Source organism: Agromyces marinus (genome assembly GCF_021442325.1).
Classification (GTDB): domain Bacteria; phylum Actinomycetota; class Actinomycetes; order Actinomycetales; family Microbacteriaceae; genus Agromyces; species Agromyces marinus.
On sequence record NZ_CP087879.1, the window covers coordinates 1230202 to 1245367 of the forward strand.

The 15166-nt window shown below is 72.1% G+C and carries 17 protein-coding genes; 12 read left to right on the forward strand and 5 right to left on the reverse strand.

The features are described from left to right. Positions 1 to 16 precede the first annotated feature (16 nt). The 3 genes from DSM26151_RS05780 to DSM26151_RS05790 all read right to left on the reverse strand — a co-directional run bounded on the left by DSM26151_RS05780 (position 17) and on the right by DSM26151_RS05790 (position 1451). On the reverse strand, positions 17 to 229 hold the full coding sequence (locus DSM26151_RS05780; protein ID WP_234661464.1) for a hypothetical protein: 213 nt from the start codon (positions 227 to 229) through the stop codon (positions 17 to 19). After that, complete coding sequence (locus tag DSM26151_RS05785; protein ID WP_234661465.1) at positions 226 to 882, reverse strand: ArsR/SmtB family transcription factor; 657 nt, start codon at positions 880 to 882, stop codon at positions 226 to 228. Before DSM26151_RS05785 ends, DSM26151_RS05780 begins: the two co-directional genes overlap by 4 nt. A gap of 104 nt (positions 883 to 986) precedes the next feature. Beyond that, positions 987 to 1451, reverse strand: coding sequence for an Lrp/AsnC family transcriptional regulator (locus DSM26151_RS05790; RefSeq protein ID WP_234661466.1), 465 nt, complete (start codon positions 1449 to 1451; stop codon positions 987 to 989). Between the two features lie 166 nt (positions 1452 to 1617). On the opposite strand from DSM26151_RS05790, the gene pdhA reads away from it, so the two are divergent. From pdhA to DSM26151_RS05815, 5 genes are all read left to right on the forward strand, one after another. Then, on the forward strand, positions 1618 to 2745 hold the full coding sequence (pdhA, locus tag DSM26151_RS05795; RefSeq protein ID WP_234661467.1) for a pyruvate dehydrogenase (acetyl-transferring) E1 component subunit alpha: 1128 nt from the start codon (positions 1618 to 1620) through the stop codon (positions 2743 to 2745). After that, the gene (locus DSM26151_RS05800; protein ID WP_234661468.1) at positions 2742 to 3752 is read left to right on the forward strand and encodes an alpha-ketoacid dehydrogenase subunit beta; all 1011 of its coding nucleotides are present in this window, start codon (positions 2742 to 2744) and stop codon (positions 3750 to 3752) included. Before pdhA ends, DSM26151_RS05800 begins: the two co-directional genes overlap by 4 nt. Before the next feature lie 2 nt (positions 3753 to 3754). Further along, complete coding sequence (locus DSM26151_RS05805; protein ID WP_234661808.1) at positions 3755 to 5143, forward strand: dihydrolipoamide acetyltransferase family protein; 1389 nt, start codon at positions 3755 to 3757, stop codon at positions 5141 to 5143. Positions 5144 to 5159: 16 nt separating this feature from the next. Next, positions 5160 to 5468 (forward strand): 4a-hydroxytetrahydrobiopterin dehydratase, encoded by a 309-nt coding sequence (locus tag DSM26151_RS05810; RefSeq protein ID WP_234661469.1) that lies wholly within the window; start codon positions 5160 to 5162, stop codon positions 5466 to 5468. Positions 5469 to 5614: 146 nt separating this feature from the next. Further along, positions 5615 to 5941, forward strand: coding sequence for a histone-like nucleoid-structuring protein Lsr2 (locus DSM26151_RS05815; RefSeq protein WP_234661470.1), 327 nt, complete (start codon positions 5615 to 5617; stop codon positions 5939 to 5941). 1 nt (position 5942) lies between these two features. Here DSM26151_RS05815 and DSM26151_RS05820 read toward each other — a convergent pair whose 3' ends face one another. Both DSM26151_RS05820 and DSM26151_RS05825 read right to left on the reverse strand, forming a co-directional pair. Then, the gene (locus DSM26151_RS05820; protein WP_234661471.1) at positions 5943 to 6428 is read right to left on the reverse strand and encodes a GNAT family N-acetyltransferase; all 486 of its coding nucleotides are present in this window, start codon (positions 6426 to 6428) and stop codon (positions 5943 to 5945) included. Further along, positions 6407 to 7003, reverse strand: coding sequence for a TetR/AcrR family transcriptional regulator (locus DSM26151_RS05825; protein ID WP_234661809.1), 597 nt, complete (start codon positions 7001 to 7003; stop codon positions 6407 to 6409). Before DSM26151_RS05825 ends, DSM26151_RS05820 begins: the two co-directional genes overlap by 22 nt. A 198-nt stretch (positions 7004 to 7201) precedes the next feature. On the opposite strand from DSM26151_RS05825, the gene DSM26151_RS05830 reads away from it, so the two are divergent. The 7 genes from DSM26151_RS05830 to DSM26151_RS05860 are packed head-to-tail and all read left to right on the forward strand — an operon-like array spanning position 7202 to position 15166. Further along, entirely contained in the window at positions 7202 to 8809 is a 1608-nt protein-coding gene (locus DSM26151_RS05830; RefSeq protein WP_234661472.1) for a carboxyl transferase domain-containing protein, read from the forward strand. 5 nt (positions 8810 to 8814) lie between these two features. Further along, positions 8815 to 10821, forward strand: a complete 2007-nt coding sequence (locus DSM26151_RS05835) for an acetyl/propionyl/methylcrotonyl-CoA carboxylase subunit alpha (protein ID WP_234661473.1) — start codon at positions 8815 to 8817, stop codon at positions 10819 to 10821. Positions 10822 to 10829: 8 nt separating this feature from the next. Beyond that, on the forward strand, positions 10830 to 11993 hold the full coding sequence (locus tag DSM26151_RS05840) for an acyl-CoA dehydrogenase family protein (RefSeq protein ID WP_234661474.1): 1164 nt from the start codon (positions 10830 to 10832) through the stop codon (positions 11991 to 11993). Between the two features lie 30 nt (positions 11994 to 12023). Continuing rightward, a complete protein-coding gene (locus DSM26151_RS05845; protein ID WP_234661475.1) occupies positions 12024 to 12545 on the forward strand; it encodes a MaoC family dehydratase in 522 nt (173 codons plus the stop codon). After that, positions 12542 to 13393 (forward strand): HpcH/HpaI aldolase/citrate lyase family protein, encoded by an 852-nt coding sequence (locus DSM26151_RS05850; RefSeq protein ID WP_234661476.1) that lies wholly within the window; start codon positions 12542 to 12544, stop codon positions 13391 to 13393. Before DSM26151_RS05845 ends, DSM26151_RS05850 begins: the two co-directional genes overlap by 4 nt. After that, positions 13393 to 14169 carry an electron transfer flavoprotein subunit beta/FixA family protein gene (locus DSM26151_RS05855; RefSeq protein ID WP_234661477.1) on the forward strand — a complete coding sequence of 259 codons (777 nt, stop codon included), beginning with the start codon at positions 13393 to 13395 and terminating at the stop codon, positions 14167 to 14169. Before DSM26151_RS05850 ends, DSM26151_RS05855 begins: the two co-directional genes overlap by 1 nt. A gap of 10 nt (positions 14170 to 14179) precedes the next feature. Then, a complete protein-coding gene (locus DSM26151_RS05860; RefSeq protein WP_234661478.1) occupies positions 14180 to 15166 on the forward strand; it encodes an electron transfer flavoprotein subunit alpha/FixB family protein in 987 nt (328 codons plus the stop codon).

The window sequence follows — 15166 nt, forward strand, 5'->3', positions numbered from 1 at the left end:
GGTCCGGATGGGGTCGCTACCCGAGCATCAGGCGTGCGGCGGCGTGGGTGCGCGCGTTGGCTTCGGCCGCTTCGCGTGCCGCCGATCGCTCGGCGAGGACCCGAAGGATCCGCTCGCGATCGGTGCGGCGCACGGCGCGCCGGCGGCCCCATCTCGCGAGGGCGAGCCCCGCGCGGACGGCCAGGCCTGAGACCCGGGTCGACGCGGGGGAGACGGTGAGCGTGTTCATGGCTGCTCCGTTTCGGCGGGGTCGGCTGCCTGCCCGCGAACCAGCGGGAAGGCGTTGACGTGGATCTGCACGGGGCGCGATCCGGGCGACGGCGTGCGCTTGTACGCGTCGATGTACTTCTTCAGCACGGCGTCGATGTCGGTCACGAGCCCGTGCAGCTGGTCGGGGGTCAGCGTGAGGTTGATCGTGTCGGAGGTCGCGACGTCGAGCCAGTCGCTGCCGAACACCTCTTCGCCCGTGGTCACGAACTCGCGGAAGTTCTGGTCGCGCGAGCGGAACCACTCGTCTTCGACGAGCCGCACCGCGAGCCGCTCGGCGCTGCCCTGCGGCAGGCTTCGCGCGTCGGGGATCGCGATCGAGCCCGGCCGGCGCTCCCACCAGCGCTCGCGACCCGTGCCGCGGCCCGTGACCTCCTGCACGAGACCGGCCTTCGCGAGCTGCCTGAGGTGGTAGCTCGTCGCCCCGCTCGACTCGCTGAGCCGCTCGGCGAGGCCGCTCGCGGTGGAGGGGCCGTACGTCGAGAGCTCGTCGTAGATCTGCACCCGCAGCGGGTGCGCGAGGCTCTTCAGGCTCTCGCTGGAGAGCACGTGGTCGATGCCCGGGTGGCGGGTGCTGCTCGGCCAGGTCTCGGGGTCGTTCGTCTGCTCGTCCATGGTGCAAAGGTACCTCTGCAAAGAAAACTTTGCAAGGGTTTGTTTGCAACGATGTGTTTGCAGCAGGTTCGCCGCATCGCCTCAGGACGCCTCGCGGCGGATGATCAACCGGATCGATCGAGCAACGGGCCGAGCCGGTAGGGGATGAGCTCGCCCATCGCGAGCGAGGTCTCGGTGCGCTCGACGCCCTCGATCGCGAGGATCTCCTCGTCGATCCGGAACAGGTCGTGCGCGTCGCGGCACACGACCCGGACGAGGAGGTCGATCTGGCCCGAGAGCCCGTGCGCCTGGATCACCTCGGGGATCGCGGCGAGGGCGACGACGACCTCGGAGAGCACCTTCTGTCGTGCGTGCACGGCGACGAACGCCTCGAGCGGGTAGCCGAGCGGGCTCGGATCGATGCTCCGCTCGAACGAGAGGAAGGCGCCGGATGCCTCGAGCCTCGCCATCCGCGCCTGCACCGTGTTCCGGCTCATCCGCAGCCGCTCGGCGAGGGCCACGACGGTCGCACGCGGATCGGCTGCGAGTGCGCTGAGCAGTGCACGGTCGACGTGGTCGTAGCCGGTCATAGTGCTTCACGATAGCACCGGCGTTCCCCTCTCGACCATGCAACATGCTCAAGCGGATCGCCGATGCTTGAGCCGATTGCCAGTTCGTCGTAGCCTTCGGGTATCCGGCATCGGCGCCGGATGCCGGGCTGCCCACAAGGCGGCCGGCCGACACGGAGGTTCGACGATGACCCCTAGCGACCGAGAGGCGACCGGGCTGCTCACCCGCCCCGACGACCTCGTCCGACTCCTCGACCAGTCCGGCGTGCGTCACGCCAGCCCCGAGTTCGACCCGTGGGTCGCCGATGTCGACCTCGACGCGCTCATCCGCCTCCACCGCGACATGGTGGTCGTGCGCCGCCTCGACTCCGAGGCCACCGCGCTCCAGCGTCAGGGCGAACTCGGCCTGTGGCCGCCGCTGGCCGGGCAGGAGGCCGCGCAGATCGGCTCCGCCCGGGCCCTGCACGATGACGACTTCGTCTTCTCGAGCTACCGCGAGCACGCCATCGCCTGGATGCGCGGCGTCCGCCCCGACGAACTGCTGAGCGTGTGGCGCGGCTCCGCGGCATCCGGATGGGATCCGTACGCCAGGCGCATGGCGATCCCGCAGATCATCATCGGCGCCCAGACCCTGCACGCCGTCGGCTGGGCCATGGGCGCCCGGTGGGAGGGCACGACGTCGGCGTCGATCGCGTACTTCGGCGACGGGGCGACGAGCGAGGGCGACGTGAACGAAGCGCTCGTGTTCGCCTCGAGTTTCGACGCGCCCGTCGTGTTCTTCTGCCAGAACAACGGCTGGGCGATCTCCGAACCGGTCGGCCTGCAGTCCAAGCAGCCGCTCGCGCGCCGGGCCGACGGCTTCGGCATGCCCGGCATCCGCGTCGACGGCAACGACGTGCTCGCGGTGCTCGCCGTCACCCGCTGGGCGCTCGAGCGCGCCCGCCGCGGCGAGGGGCCGACCTTCATCGAAGCCGTCACGTACCGCATGGGACCGCACACCACGGCCGACGACCCCAAGCGATACCGCTCCGACGACGACCTCGCGGCGTGGCGCGAGCGCGACCCGATCACGAGGCTCCACGCGCACCTCGCGGCATCCGGTGCCGACATCGACGCGGTCGACGCCGACGTCAAGGAGGCCGCCGACCGCGCCGCGGCCGAACTCCGGGCGGGCCTCACCGCGATCGCCGACCCCGAACCGATGAGCGTGTTCGAGCACGTCTACGCCGAACCCAACAGCCACGTCGAACGGCAGAAGGAGCGCTTCGCGCGCTACCTCGCGATGTTCGGCGACGAGGACGGAGGCACCGCATGAGCACCATCACCTTCGGCAAGGCCATCAACGAGGGCCTGCGCCGCGCGCTCGCCGACGACGACAAGGTCGTCCTGCTCGGCGAGGACATCGGCACCCTCGGCGGGGTCTTCCGCATCACCGACGGGCTCAAGGCCGAGTTCGGCGAGCACCGCGTCGTCGACACGCCGCTCTCGGAGGCGGGCATCATGGGCACCGCAGTGGGTCTGGCGTACCGCGGGTTCCGTCCGGTCGTCGAGATCCAGTTCGACGGATTCGTCTACCCGTCGTTCGACCAGATCGTCACCCAGGTCGCCAAGCTCCACTACCGTTCGCGAGGGACGGTGCGGATGCCGCTGGTCATCCGGATCCCGTTCGGCGGCGGCATCGGCGCGGCCGAGCACCACTCCGAATCGCCCGAGGCGTACTTCACGCACACCGCGGGCCTGCGGGTCGTCGCGTGCTCGAACCCCGCGGATGCCTACGTCATGATCCGCCAGGCGATCGCGAGCGACGACCCCGTCGTCTTCCTCGAGCCCAAGCGCCGGTACCACGTCAAGGGCGAGGTCGACCTCGACGCGAGCCTCGCCGACGCGCGCCCGATGGGCGTCGCGACGACCGTGGCGTCCGGCGGCGACGTCACGCTCGTCACCTACGGTGCGCTCGTGCAGACCGCGAGGGATGCCGCGACCGCCGCCGCAGAAGACGGCGTGTCGATCGAGGTCATCGACCTGCGTTCGCTCGCGCCCGTCGACTACGCCACGATCGAGGCATCCGTGCGCCGCACCGGCCGGCTCGTCGTCGCCCACGAGGCCGGCGAACAGGGCGGCGTCGGCGCAGAGATCGCCGCGTCGATCACCGAACGCTGCTTCGACTGGCTCGAGGTCGCGCCCGTTCGGGTGACCGGCCACGACATCCCGTACCCGCCCGCGAAGCTCGAGCAGTACCACCTGCCCGACCTCGACCGGATCCTCGACGGCGTCGACCGCGCGCTCGGGCGGCCGAACTCGCTGAGCGAGGTGGAGGCGTGAGCATGATCCGCGACTTCGCACTGCCCGACCTCGGCGAGGGGCTCACCGAGTCCGAGATCGTCGCCTGGCGCGTCAAGGTCGGCGACCACGTCGAACTGAACCAGATCATCGCCGACGTCGAGACCGCCAAGGCCGTCGTCGAACTTCCGTCGCCCTTCGAGGGCACCGTCACGGCCCTGCACGCGGCCGAGGGCGAGACCGTCAACGTGGGCGAGAAGCTCTTCTCGTGCGACACCGGCGGGGGAGCGGATGCCTCGGCAGCGGATGCCGCAGCACCTGAGGCCCCCGCGGAGGTCGCTGCCCCGGAGGCCGCCGAGGTGCGCGAGCCCACGCTCGTGGGGTACGGCGCGAGCGCCGACCGCGGACCCAAGCGCCGCCCGAGACGGCTCGGCGCAGCGGCACTCGCCGAGGACCTCGTGCCCGAGCCGCCGGAGCACGAACGCGCCGTGACGGCCGGCACCGGCGCGGCCGGCACCGGCGCGGCCGAGCACCCGGACCGGGGCGAGCGGCCGCGTTCGACCCCGCCCGTGCGCAAGCTCGCGCGCGATCTCGGCGTCGACCTCGAACAGGTCGAGGGCACTGGCGAACGGGGCCTCATCACGCGGGCCGACGTCGAGGCCGCGGCATCCGCCGCCCCCGCGGCATCCGCTGCCGGCACGGCATCCGCTGCCGTCGCCGAACCGGCAGCACCGGGCGAGACCCGCATCCCGATCCGCGGCGTCCGCAAGCACACCGCGGCGGCCATGGTCCGCAGCGCCTTCACCGCGCCGCATGTGACCGAGTTCCTCACGGTCGACGTGACGGCGACCATGGCGCTGCTCGAGGGCATCCGCTCGGATCGCGCCTTCGCCGGTCACAAGGTGACCCCGCTCGCGATCGTCGCGAAGGCGCTGTGCATCGCCGCCGCCCGCACGCCCGAGGTCAACTCGCGCTGGGACGAGGACGCGCAGGAGATCGTGCGCTTCGGTCACGTCAACCTCGGCATCGCCGCCGCGACCGAGCGCGGTCTCGTGGTGCCGAACATCCGCGGCGCCGAGCGGATGACGCTCATCGAACTCGCCGACGCGATCGTGGCCCTCGCCGAGACCGCTCGTGCCGGGAAGACGCCGCCTGCCGATCTCATGGGCGGCACGATCTCGATCACGAACATCGGCGTGTTCGGGATCGACGCGGGCACGCCCATCCTGAATCCGGGGGAGGCGGCGATCCTCGCGATGGGTGCGGTGCGGCGGGAGCCCCGCGAGCATCGCGGCGAGATCGCGCTGCGCGAGGTCATGACGCTCTCGCTCTCGTTCGACCATCGACTGGTCGACGGCGAGCAGGGTTCGCGCTTCCTGGCCGACATCGGCCGGATCCTGCGCGACCCCGGGCTGGCGCTGACCATGATGTAGGGGCAGCATGGGCGGCATGGACGCGCACACCCCGCTCGCGCGGGAGGAGGTCGAGGCCGACCTCGCAGGCACCGGATTCCGGCACGACGGCGAGCGGCTGACCGCGGAATTCCGCACCAGGGATTTCGCGGGCTCCGTTCGCCTGCTCGATGCCGTCGCGATCGAGGCGGATGCCGCGAACCACCATCCCGACGTCAGGCTCGGTTGGGGGCGGATCGAATTCGATCTCGTCTCCCACGACGTCGGGGCGGTGACCGCACGGGATGTCGCGCTCGCCCGCGTCATCGGCGGCATCGCGGAGGCGCAGGGCATTCTCCCGGCGTGAATTCATCGTGAATTCCGCGGCGATCGAATTCTCCACATGCGATGGAATTCAGTGCTGTATCTCGAATCGGTTCCCTATGCTCGGAAGCGATATCCGAATCGGTTCTCGAGTTGTGCGGTGAATTGCCGCAGTGAGGGATGTGGAACATGGCCAAGCGCGTGATCGAGACGCTCATCGACGATCTCGACGGGAGCGACGCCGATCGCACCGTCTCGTTCGCCCTCGACGGCGACCAGTACGCGATCGACCTGTCGGATGAGAACATCGCCAAGCTCGGCGCGGCGCTCGCGCCCTTCATCGGCGCGGCGCGCAAGACCGCGGCGCGCGGCGGCGGCCCTCGGCGTCGCAGCAGCGGCGGCGGGGCGGGCAGCGAGACGAAGGATGCGCGCGAATGGCTCCGTGCCAACGGGCACGAGGTCTCCGACCGCGGTCGGATCCCCGCGAACCTGATGGAGCTCTACCGCAACCGGTGATTCAGCGCAGGACGAACTCGATCTCCTCGATCTCCTCGCCGCGCGCGTTGGCGTAGTCGCGGTCGCGGCCGACCTCGACGAACCCGAGCTTGCCGAGCACCGCGACGGATGCCGCGTTGTCGGCCGCGGCGCGTGCGCGCAGGGGGCGCGGCTGCGTGTCGAGGAACAGTCGCAGCGCGCGAGTGGCGATGCCGCGGCCCCAGTGCGCCCGGTCGATCCAGTAGGTGATCTCGGGCATCCCGGTCTCGGGGTCGACCCAGCGGGCGACGCTGCCGACGATCCGTCCGTCGCACCGCACCGTGCGCGCGTCGTAGTCCTCCCGCTCGGCGAATCGGGCGCAGTGCGCGTCGTACGCGGCGCGATCGGTCGGATCGGATGCCGTGAACGCGGCCACGCGATTGGCCTCGGGATCGAGTTGGATGCGGAACAGCTCGTCGCGGTCTTCTGCGCGGGTCGCGCGCAGGGTCACGACGTGAGGCTCGACCATGCCATGTCCTCCAGGATGCTGCGGACGACTCTGTCCGCGGGTCGGCGCCCATGGATGCGGGCGCTGTGGGGGGTCGAGTTGATCAGTCCGAAGGCGGCGTGTGCCCGGATGCGCAACTCGGATTCGGCCCGGTCGGGCCGAAGTCTGGTGAGCACGTCGACCCAGAGCTCGACGTACTCGCGTTGCAGGCGGCGGACCTCGTGCGTGTCGGTGCCGTCGAGGCTGTCGAGGTCGCGGTCCTGGACGCGGATGACGTCGGCGTTCGCGAGGGCGAAGTCGACGTGGAAGCGGATGAGCGCGTGCAGCGCGGCCGAGGGGTCGGCGATCTCGTGCGCGGTGCGTCGCCCTCCGTCGAGGAGCCCACGGCTCGCGTCGGCGAGGATCGCGGCGAGCACCGCGGCCTTGCCCGGGAAGTGGCGGTACACGGCGGGGCCGGACACGCCCGCGGCCTGCCCGAGTTCCTCGAGGGTGACTCCCGCGTACCCGCGGTCGGCGAAGAGCCGTGCGGCGGCAGCGAGCAGCGCGGCGCGACGGTCGGCCTTGGCTCGGCCGCGTTCGGTGAGCGTCTCGGTCAGGGGTGCCTCCGGGGGATCCCGCGGGTCATTCGGTGAATGAACACTAACCGACCTCCGCGCCCACGGCAAGGCTTCGCCCGGTCGTGCCCATCGGTGCTTGCGGAACTCGGTGAATGCTCGCTAACATGAATCCCGGTTAGCGAGCGTTCACCGAAGCGCTCGCCTGAACGCCACGACGGAGAGGCGGAACGGGAGCGGATGCACACCATCACGAGCGCGATCGATGCGGCGTCCGACGCCGCGCGCGCCAACGCCGACGCCCATGCCGTGCTGGCCGACGAACTGCGCGAGAAGCTCGCGACCGCAGCGCTCGGCGGGCCGGAGGGCTCACGCGAGCGCCACGTCGCGCGCGGCAAGCTGCTGCCGCGCGACCGGGTCCGGCGCCTGCTCGACGAGGGCAGCCCGTTCCTCGAGCTCAGCCCCCTCGCCGCGGGCGACCTCTACGACGACGACACGCCCGCCGCGGGGGTCATCGCGGGTGTCGGCCTCGTGCACGGCCGGCCGGTCATGGTGGTCTGCAACGACGCGACCGTCAAGGGCGGCACCTACTACCCGATGACGGTGAAGAAGCACCTCCGCGCTCAAGAGGTCGCCCTCGAGAACCGGCTCCCGTGCATCTACCTCGTCGACTCGGGCGGCGCGTTCCTGCCCAAGCAGGACGAGGTGTTCCCCGACCGCGACCACTTCGGCCGCATCTTCTACAACCAGGCGAACCTCTCGGCGCGGCGCATCCCGCAGGTCGCCGCCGTCATGGGCTCGTGCACCGCCGGCGGCGCCTACGTCCCGGCGATGAGCGACGAGACCGTGATCGTGCGCGACCAGGGCACGATCTTCCTCGGCGGCCCGCCGCTGGTGAAGGCCGCGATCGGCGAGGTCGTCACGCCCGAGGAGCTCGGCGGCGGCGAGCTGCACGCCCGCACCTCCGGCGTCACCGACCACCTCGCGGAAGACGACGAGCACGCACTCGAGATCGTCCGCGACATCCTCACGACCCTTCCCGCCCCGCCCGAGCGGGCGTGGGCCGTGCGCGAGCCGCGCGAACCCGCGGTCGACCCCGCGAGCCTCACCGCGGCCGTCCCCGTCGACGTGCAGCAGCCCTACGACGTGCGCGAGGTCATCGCGCGCCTCGTCGACGGCAGCGAGTTCCACGAGTTCAAGCGCGAGTACGGCGACACGCTCGTCACCGGCTTCGCCTGGATCGACGGGCACCCCGTCGGCATCGTCGCGAACAACGGCGTGCTCTTCAGCGAGTCCGCCATGAAGGGCGCGCACTTCATCGAGCTCTGCGACCAGCGCGGCATCCCGCTCGTGTTCCTCCAGAACATCTCCGGCTTCATGGTCGGCCGCGACGCCGAGGCGGGCGGCATCGCCAAGCACGGCGCCAAGATGGTCACCGCCGTCGCCACGACCCGGGTGCCGAAGTTCACGGTCGTCATAGGCGGCTCGTTCGGCGCCGGCAACTACTCGATGTGCGGCCGGGCGTACTCGCCGCGCTTCCTCTGGATGTGGCCGAACGCGCGCATCTCCGTGATGGGCGGCGAGCAGGCGGCATCCGTGCTCTCGACGGTCAAGCGCGACCAGCTGGCCGTGCGCGGCGAGCAGTGGTCCGCCGAGGACGAGGAGGCGTTCAAGGCGCCCGTGCGCGAGCAGTACGAGGCGCAGGGCAGCCCTTACCACTCGACCTCGCGGCTGTGGGACGACGGCGTCATCGCGCCCGGCGACACCCGCACGGTGCTCGCCCTCGCCCTCGAGCTCGCGAGCCGCACCCCGCTGCCCGAGCCCCGCTTCGGCCTGTTCAGGATGTGATGGGAATGTTCGAACGTGTCCTGGTGGCCAACCGCGGCGAGATCGCGGTGCGCGTCATCCGCACCCTCAAGCGACTCGGCATCCGCTCGATCGCGGTGTACTCCGACGCCGACGCCGGCGCGCCCCACGTCGCGCTCGCCGACGAGGCCGTCCGGATCGGCCCGGCCGCGGCGTCCGAGAGCTACCTCGACCCTGCGCGCATCGTGCGCGCCGCGCTCGAGACGGGCGCGCAGGCGATCCACCCCGGCTACGGCTTCCTCAGCGAGAACGCGGCATTCGGCCGTGCGTGCGCCGAGGCCGGCATCGTGTTCGTCGGGCCCGGAGCGCTGGCCCTCGAGGTCATGGGCGACAAGATCCGCGCCAAGCGGCACGTCGAGGCATCCGGCGTGCCCGTCGTGCCCGGCGTCAGCGAACCCGACGCGACCGACGTGACCCTCGCCGCGGCGGCGCCCGGGATCGGCTTCCCGATCCTCGTCAAGCCCTCCGCGGGCGGCGGCGGCAAGGGCATGCAGGTCGCGCGCGACCAGGCGGAGCTCGAGCAGGCACTGCCCGCCGCGCGCCGCGTCGCCCGTGCCGCGTTCGGCGACGACACGCTCCTGCTCGAGCGCTTCATCGAGCGCCCGCGCCACATCGAGGTGCAGGTCCTCGCCGACGCGCACGGCACCGTCATCCACCTCGGCGAGCGCGAGTGCTCGCTGCAGCGCCGCCACCAGAAGGTCGTCGAGGAGGCGCCCTCGCCGTTGCTCGACACCGCGACGCGCGCGCGCATCGGCGCGGCCGCATGCGAGGCCGCTCGCAGCGTCGAGTACCTCGGCGCGGGCACGGTCGAGTTCCTCGTCTCGGATGCCGCGCCCGACGAGTTCTTCTTCATCGAGATGAACACCCGGCTGCAGGTCGAGCATCCGGTCACCGAGCTCGTCACCGGCGTCGACCTCGTCGAGCAGCAGCTGCGCATCGCGGCGGGCGAGCCGCTCGCGATCGCGCAGGACGACGTGCGGATGACCGGCCACGCGATCGAGGCGCGCGTCTACGCCGAGAGCCCCGAGCGCGGGTTCCTGCCGTCGACCGGCGACGTGCTCGCCTGGCGTGCGCCGACGGGCGAGGGCGTGCGCGTCGACGCGGGCATCAGCGAGCAGCAGCGGATCACCGCGGACTACGACCCGATGATCGCCAAGGTCATCGCGCACGGCGCCGATCGGGCGGAGGCGGTCGACCGGCTCGACGCGGCGCTCGCCGACACCGTGCTGCTCGGCGTCGAGACGAACGTCGCGTTCCTCCGGACCCTGCTCGCGCACCCCGACGTGCGCGCCGGACGGCTCGACACCGGGCTGATCGACCGGCTGCCGGCGGCAGCGGCGAGCGCGCCTGGCTCGGCGGCAGCGGATGCCCCGGCCGACCCGCTCGCGGGCGCGGCGCACGCCGAACGCGAGCGCATGGCGCGCGCAGCGGCCGACGGCGGGCACGCCTGGGCGCGCGAGCGCGGCTGGCGGATCGGCGGCGAGCGCGATGGCGAGACGGATGCCGCGGCATCCGCTGCGGGCGACGCCGTCGTCGCGACCGCACCCGACGGCACCGTCTGGGTGCATGCCGACGGCCGCACCGCGGCCTTCCCGCGGCCGGACCGCCGGGCGGCGCTCGAGGCTCGCCTCGCCCTGCTCGAGCGCGGCGGCAGTGCCGATCCCGACCTGCGCGCGCCCATGCCCGGCAGCGTCACGACGATCCTCGTCGCCGACGGCGACCGGGTCGAGGCCGGAGCACCCGTGCTCGCGATCGAGGCGATGAAGATGGAGCACCGCGTGACCGCGACCGTCGCCGGGCTCGCCCGCATCCGCGTCGCCGTGGGCGACCAGGTCGCCCGCGACCAGGTCGTCGCGCGCGTCGAGCCCGCGCCCGACGCCGCTGACGTCGCTGACGCCGCCGACGCCGCCGGCACCGGCCCCGCGACATCCGAGAACCGACCGCGGGCCGGCGCCCACGACGCCGCCGTCCCGAACGCATCCCACGAGGAATGAGGAGCACCATGCACGACCTGACCGACGAGGAACAGCAGCTGTACGACATGGTCTGCGAGTTCGCCGACACCGTCGTCGCCCCGCAGGCCTACGAGGCCGACCGCACGCACGAGCTCTCGATGGACGTCGTGGCGCAGATGGGCGAGCTGGGCCTGTTCGGCCTGCCGTTCCCCGAGGAGGTCGGCGGCCAGGGCGGCGACTACCTGGCGCTGTGCCTCGCGATCGAGGCGCTCGCGCGCGTCGACCAGTCGATCGCGATCACGCTCGAGGCCGGCGTCGGCCTCGGGGCCATGCCGATCTACCGTCACGGCACCGACGAGCAGAAGGCCGAGTACCTGCCCGACCTCACGGCCGGCCGTGCCCTGGGCGGGTTCGGCCTCACCGAGCCCGAAGCAGGCTCCGACGCGGGCGCGACGCGCACGACGGCCGTGCTCGACGGCGACGAGTGGGTCGTGAACGGCTCGAAGCAGTTCATCACCAACTCGGGCACGCCGATCACGAGGTTCGTCACGGTCACGGCGGTCACGGGCGAGCGCACGCGCCCGGATGGCTCCACCTCGAAGGAGCTCTCGACGATCATCGTGCCGAACGGCACCCCCGGTTTCACCGTCGGTCCGGGCTACGACAAGTCCGGATGGCGTGCCTCCGACACCCACCCGCTCACCTTCGACGACGTCCGCGTCCCGGCTGCGAACCTGCTCGGGGAGCGCGGGCGGGGCTTCGCCAACTTCCTCCAGGCGCTCGACGAGGGCCGCATCGCGATCGCCGCCCTCGCGACCGGCGCGGCGCAGGGGTGCCTCGACGAGGCCGTGGCCTACGCGAAGACCCGGAACGTGTTCGGCGTGCCCATCGCGAGCCACCAGTACATCGCGTTCACCATCGCCGGCATGCAGGCCCGCGTGCACACCGCGCGCCTGGCATGGCACGACGCGGCGCGCCGTGCCGACGCGGGGCTGCCGTTCAAGAAGGAGGCCGCGATCGCGAAGCTCGTCTCGAGCGACGCCGCGATGCTGAACGCCCGCGACGCGACGCAGATCTTCGGCGGCATGGGGTTCATGAACGAGACGACCGTGGCCAGGCACTACCGTGACTCGAAGATCCTGGAGATCGGCGAGGGCACGAACGAGGTGCAGCTCATGGTCATCGCGCGCGAGCTCGGGCTGGCGGCGTAGGGCGGCGCGGCCGCCGGTGAGGAGGATGCCATGACGGATGGCGCGATGCGCGACGTCGTGCAGCGCGGGCTCTGGTTCGAGGAGTTCGAGGAGGGCGTGCGGTACCTGCACCGCCCCGGGCGCACGGTCACGGAGGCCGACAACGTCCTGTTCACGACGCTCACCATGAACCCGCAGCCGCTGCACCTCGATGCGGCGTGGTCGGCACGTCAGCCGTTCGGCCGGGTCCTGGTGAACTCGCTCTTCACCTTGTCGACGCTCGTCGGCCAGTCCGTGGGGCAGCTCACGCAGGGCACGCTCGTCGCCAACCTCGGCTTCGGGGCGGTCGCGTTCCCGAACCCCGTCTTCGTGGGCGACACCCTCTACGGCGAGAGCGTCGTCGAGTCGAAGCGGCTGTCGTCGTCGCGTCCCGGCGAGGGCATCGTCGTGCTCGGCCACACCGCGCGCAACCAGGACGACGAGGTGGTCGCGACGGCGTCGCGCACGATGCTCGTGTGGACCCGCGAGGCGGGCGAACGCCGGTCTCGCGCCGATGGCGAGGTGAGCGGATGACGCACCCGCCGTTCCGGTTCGGCCCCGCGCTGCTGTTCTGCCCTGCCGACCGGCCCGACCGGTACGCCAAGGCGGCTGAGCGCGCCGACGCCGTGATCCTCGACCTCGAGGACGCCGTGGCCGAGTCCGCGAAGCCGGCGGCTCGCGAGTCCCTCGTGGCGAACCCGATCGACCCGGCACGCGTCGTGGTGCGGCTGAACCCGGCATCCACACCCCATCTCGCCGACGACCTCGCGGCGCTCCGGCGCACCGCGTACCGCACGGTCATGCTCGCCAAGTGCGAGGGCACCGCCGACCTGGTCGCGCTCGAGGACTTCGAGGTGATCGCGCTGTGCGAGACCGCACGCGGCGTGCTCGCCGCGCCCGACATCGCGTCGGTCCCGATCGTCTCCGCGCTCATGTGGGGCGCGGAGGACCTCGTCGCCTCGCTCGGCGGCGGCTCCAGCCGGACCGCCGACGGTCGCTACCGCGACGTCGCGCGGCACGCCAGGTCCCAGGTGCTGCTGTCGGCCGGCGCGCACGGCGTGGCGGCGATCGACGCGGTGCACCTCGACCTCGCCGACGGGGACGGCCTCCGCGCCGAGGCCGAGGACGCGGCCGCGCTCGGCTTCGCCGCCACGGCGTGCGTGCACCCGGGCCAGGTCGAGATCGTCCGGTCGGCGTACGCGCCGGGCCCCGAACGGCTCGAGTGGGCGCAGTCGCTGCTCGCCGAGGCGGCCGTGCGCGAACTCGACGGCGTGTTCGCCTTCCGCGGGCAGATGGTGGACGCACCGCTCCTGCGTCAGGCAGAGTCGGTCGTGCGGCGGGCGCACGCCCGTGGATCGTCGGAGAAAGGGACTGAGCGCTGATGAAGATCGTCGTCCTCGTGAAGGAGGTCCCCGACACCTACGGGGAGCGCCGACTCGACCTCGAGACGGGGCTCGCGGATCGCGCCGCGAGCGAGGCCGTCCTCGACGAGATCGGCGAGCGCGCGCTCGAGGTGGCCCTCGCCCACGCCGACGCGCACGAGGGCACCGAGGTGGTCGTCATGTCGATGGCGCCCGAGAGCGCCGCTGCGACGATCCGCAAGGGCCTGGCGATGGGCGCAGCCTCGGCCGTGCACATCGCCGACCCCGGCCTGGCCGCCGCAGACCTGGGATTGACCGCGCGCGCCCTCGCCGCTGCGATCCGACGCACCGGGTTCGACCTCGTCATCACGGGCAACCTCTCGACCGACGGCAGCGGCGGCGTGCTCCCCGCCATGCTCGCGGAGCTGCTCGAGGTCCCGAACGCGACCGCGCTCACGTCCGTCGAGATCACCGACGGCTCGGTGTCGGGAACGCGCGACGTCGACGGCGGCACCATGCGCGTGAGCGCGCAGCTGCCGGCCGTGATCTCGATCACCGAGGCCCTTCCCGACGCCCGATTCCCGAACTTCAAGGGCATCATGGCCGCGAAGAAGAAGCCGTTCGAGACGCTCGCGGCCGCCGACCTCGGCATCGAGCCGGCGGACCTGTCCGCAGCCTGGTCGATCATGACCGCCATCGCCGAGCGGCCACCGCGCACGGCGGGGACCAAGATCACCGACGAGGGCGACGGCGGCACGCGGATCGCCGAGTTCCTCATCGAGAACCGGCTGGTGTGAGAGGACGACCATGAGCGACCACCCCGCAGACCAGATCCTCGTCGTCCTCGAGACGACGCCGAACGGCGACCTCGCCGCCAGCGCGGCCGGCCTCCTCGCGGCCGCATCCGGCATCGGCACGCCCGTCGCCCTCGTCGTCACCGCCCCCGGCGGGGCGCAGGCGCTCGCCGAACAGGCCGCGGCGCTCGGTGCCGAACGCGTGCTCGCCGTCGAGACGCCTGCGGCGCAGTCCGAGCTCACGGTCCCGCACGTCGATGCGCTCGCCGCGGCTGCCGCGGCCGTCGCGCCAAACGCGGTACTCATATCCGAGTCGGTCGACGGCCGCGACATCGCGGGCCGCTTCGCCGCCCGCTCGGGTGCGCCGATCGCGGTGGACGCGGTCGGCCTCTCGCGCGACGACGAGGGCGTGGTGGCGCACCACTCCGTGTACGGGGGCGCCTACACGCTCGCCTCGGCCGCCACGTTCGGGCCGCTCCTCGTGACCGTGCGGCAGGGCGCCATCGATGCGCGGGCCGAGGCACGACCCGTCGTGCTCGAATCGCTCGAGGTAGCGGCCTCGGGTGCGTCGTCGGCCGCGATCGAGTCGGTCGAGCCCGTGACCGAGTCCTCGAGCCGCCCCGAACTGCGCGGCGCGAAGCGGGTCGTGTCCGGTGGTCGCGGCCTCGGCTCGGCCGAGCAGTTCGCGCTCGTCGAGGAACTCGCCGACGCGCTCGGCGCCGCCGTCGGCGCCTCCCGTGCGGCGGTCGACGCCGGCTACGTCCCGGCGAACCACCAGGTCGGGCAGACCGGCGTCTCGGTCTCCCCGCAGCTCTACATCGCCCTCGGCATCTCCGGAGCGATCCAGCACAAAGCGGGAATGCAGACGGCCAAGAACATCGTCGCCGTCAACAAGGACCCTGACGCCCCGATCTTCGAGGTCGCCGACTTCGGCGTCGTCGGCGACGTCTTCACCGTCGTGCCGCAGCTGATCAGCGCGCTCGCCGAGCGGAAGCGCTGA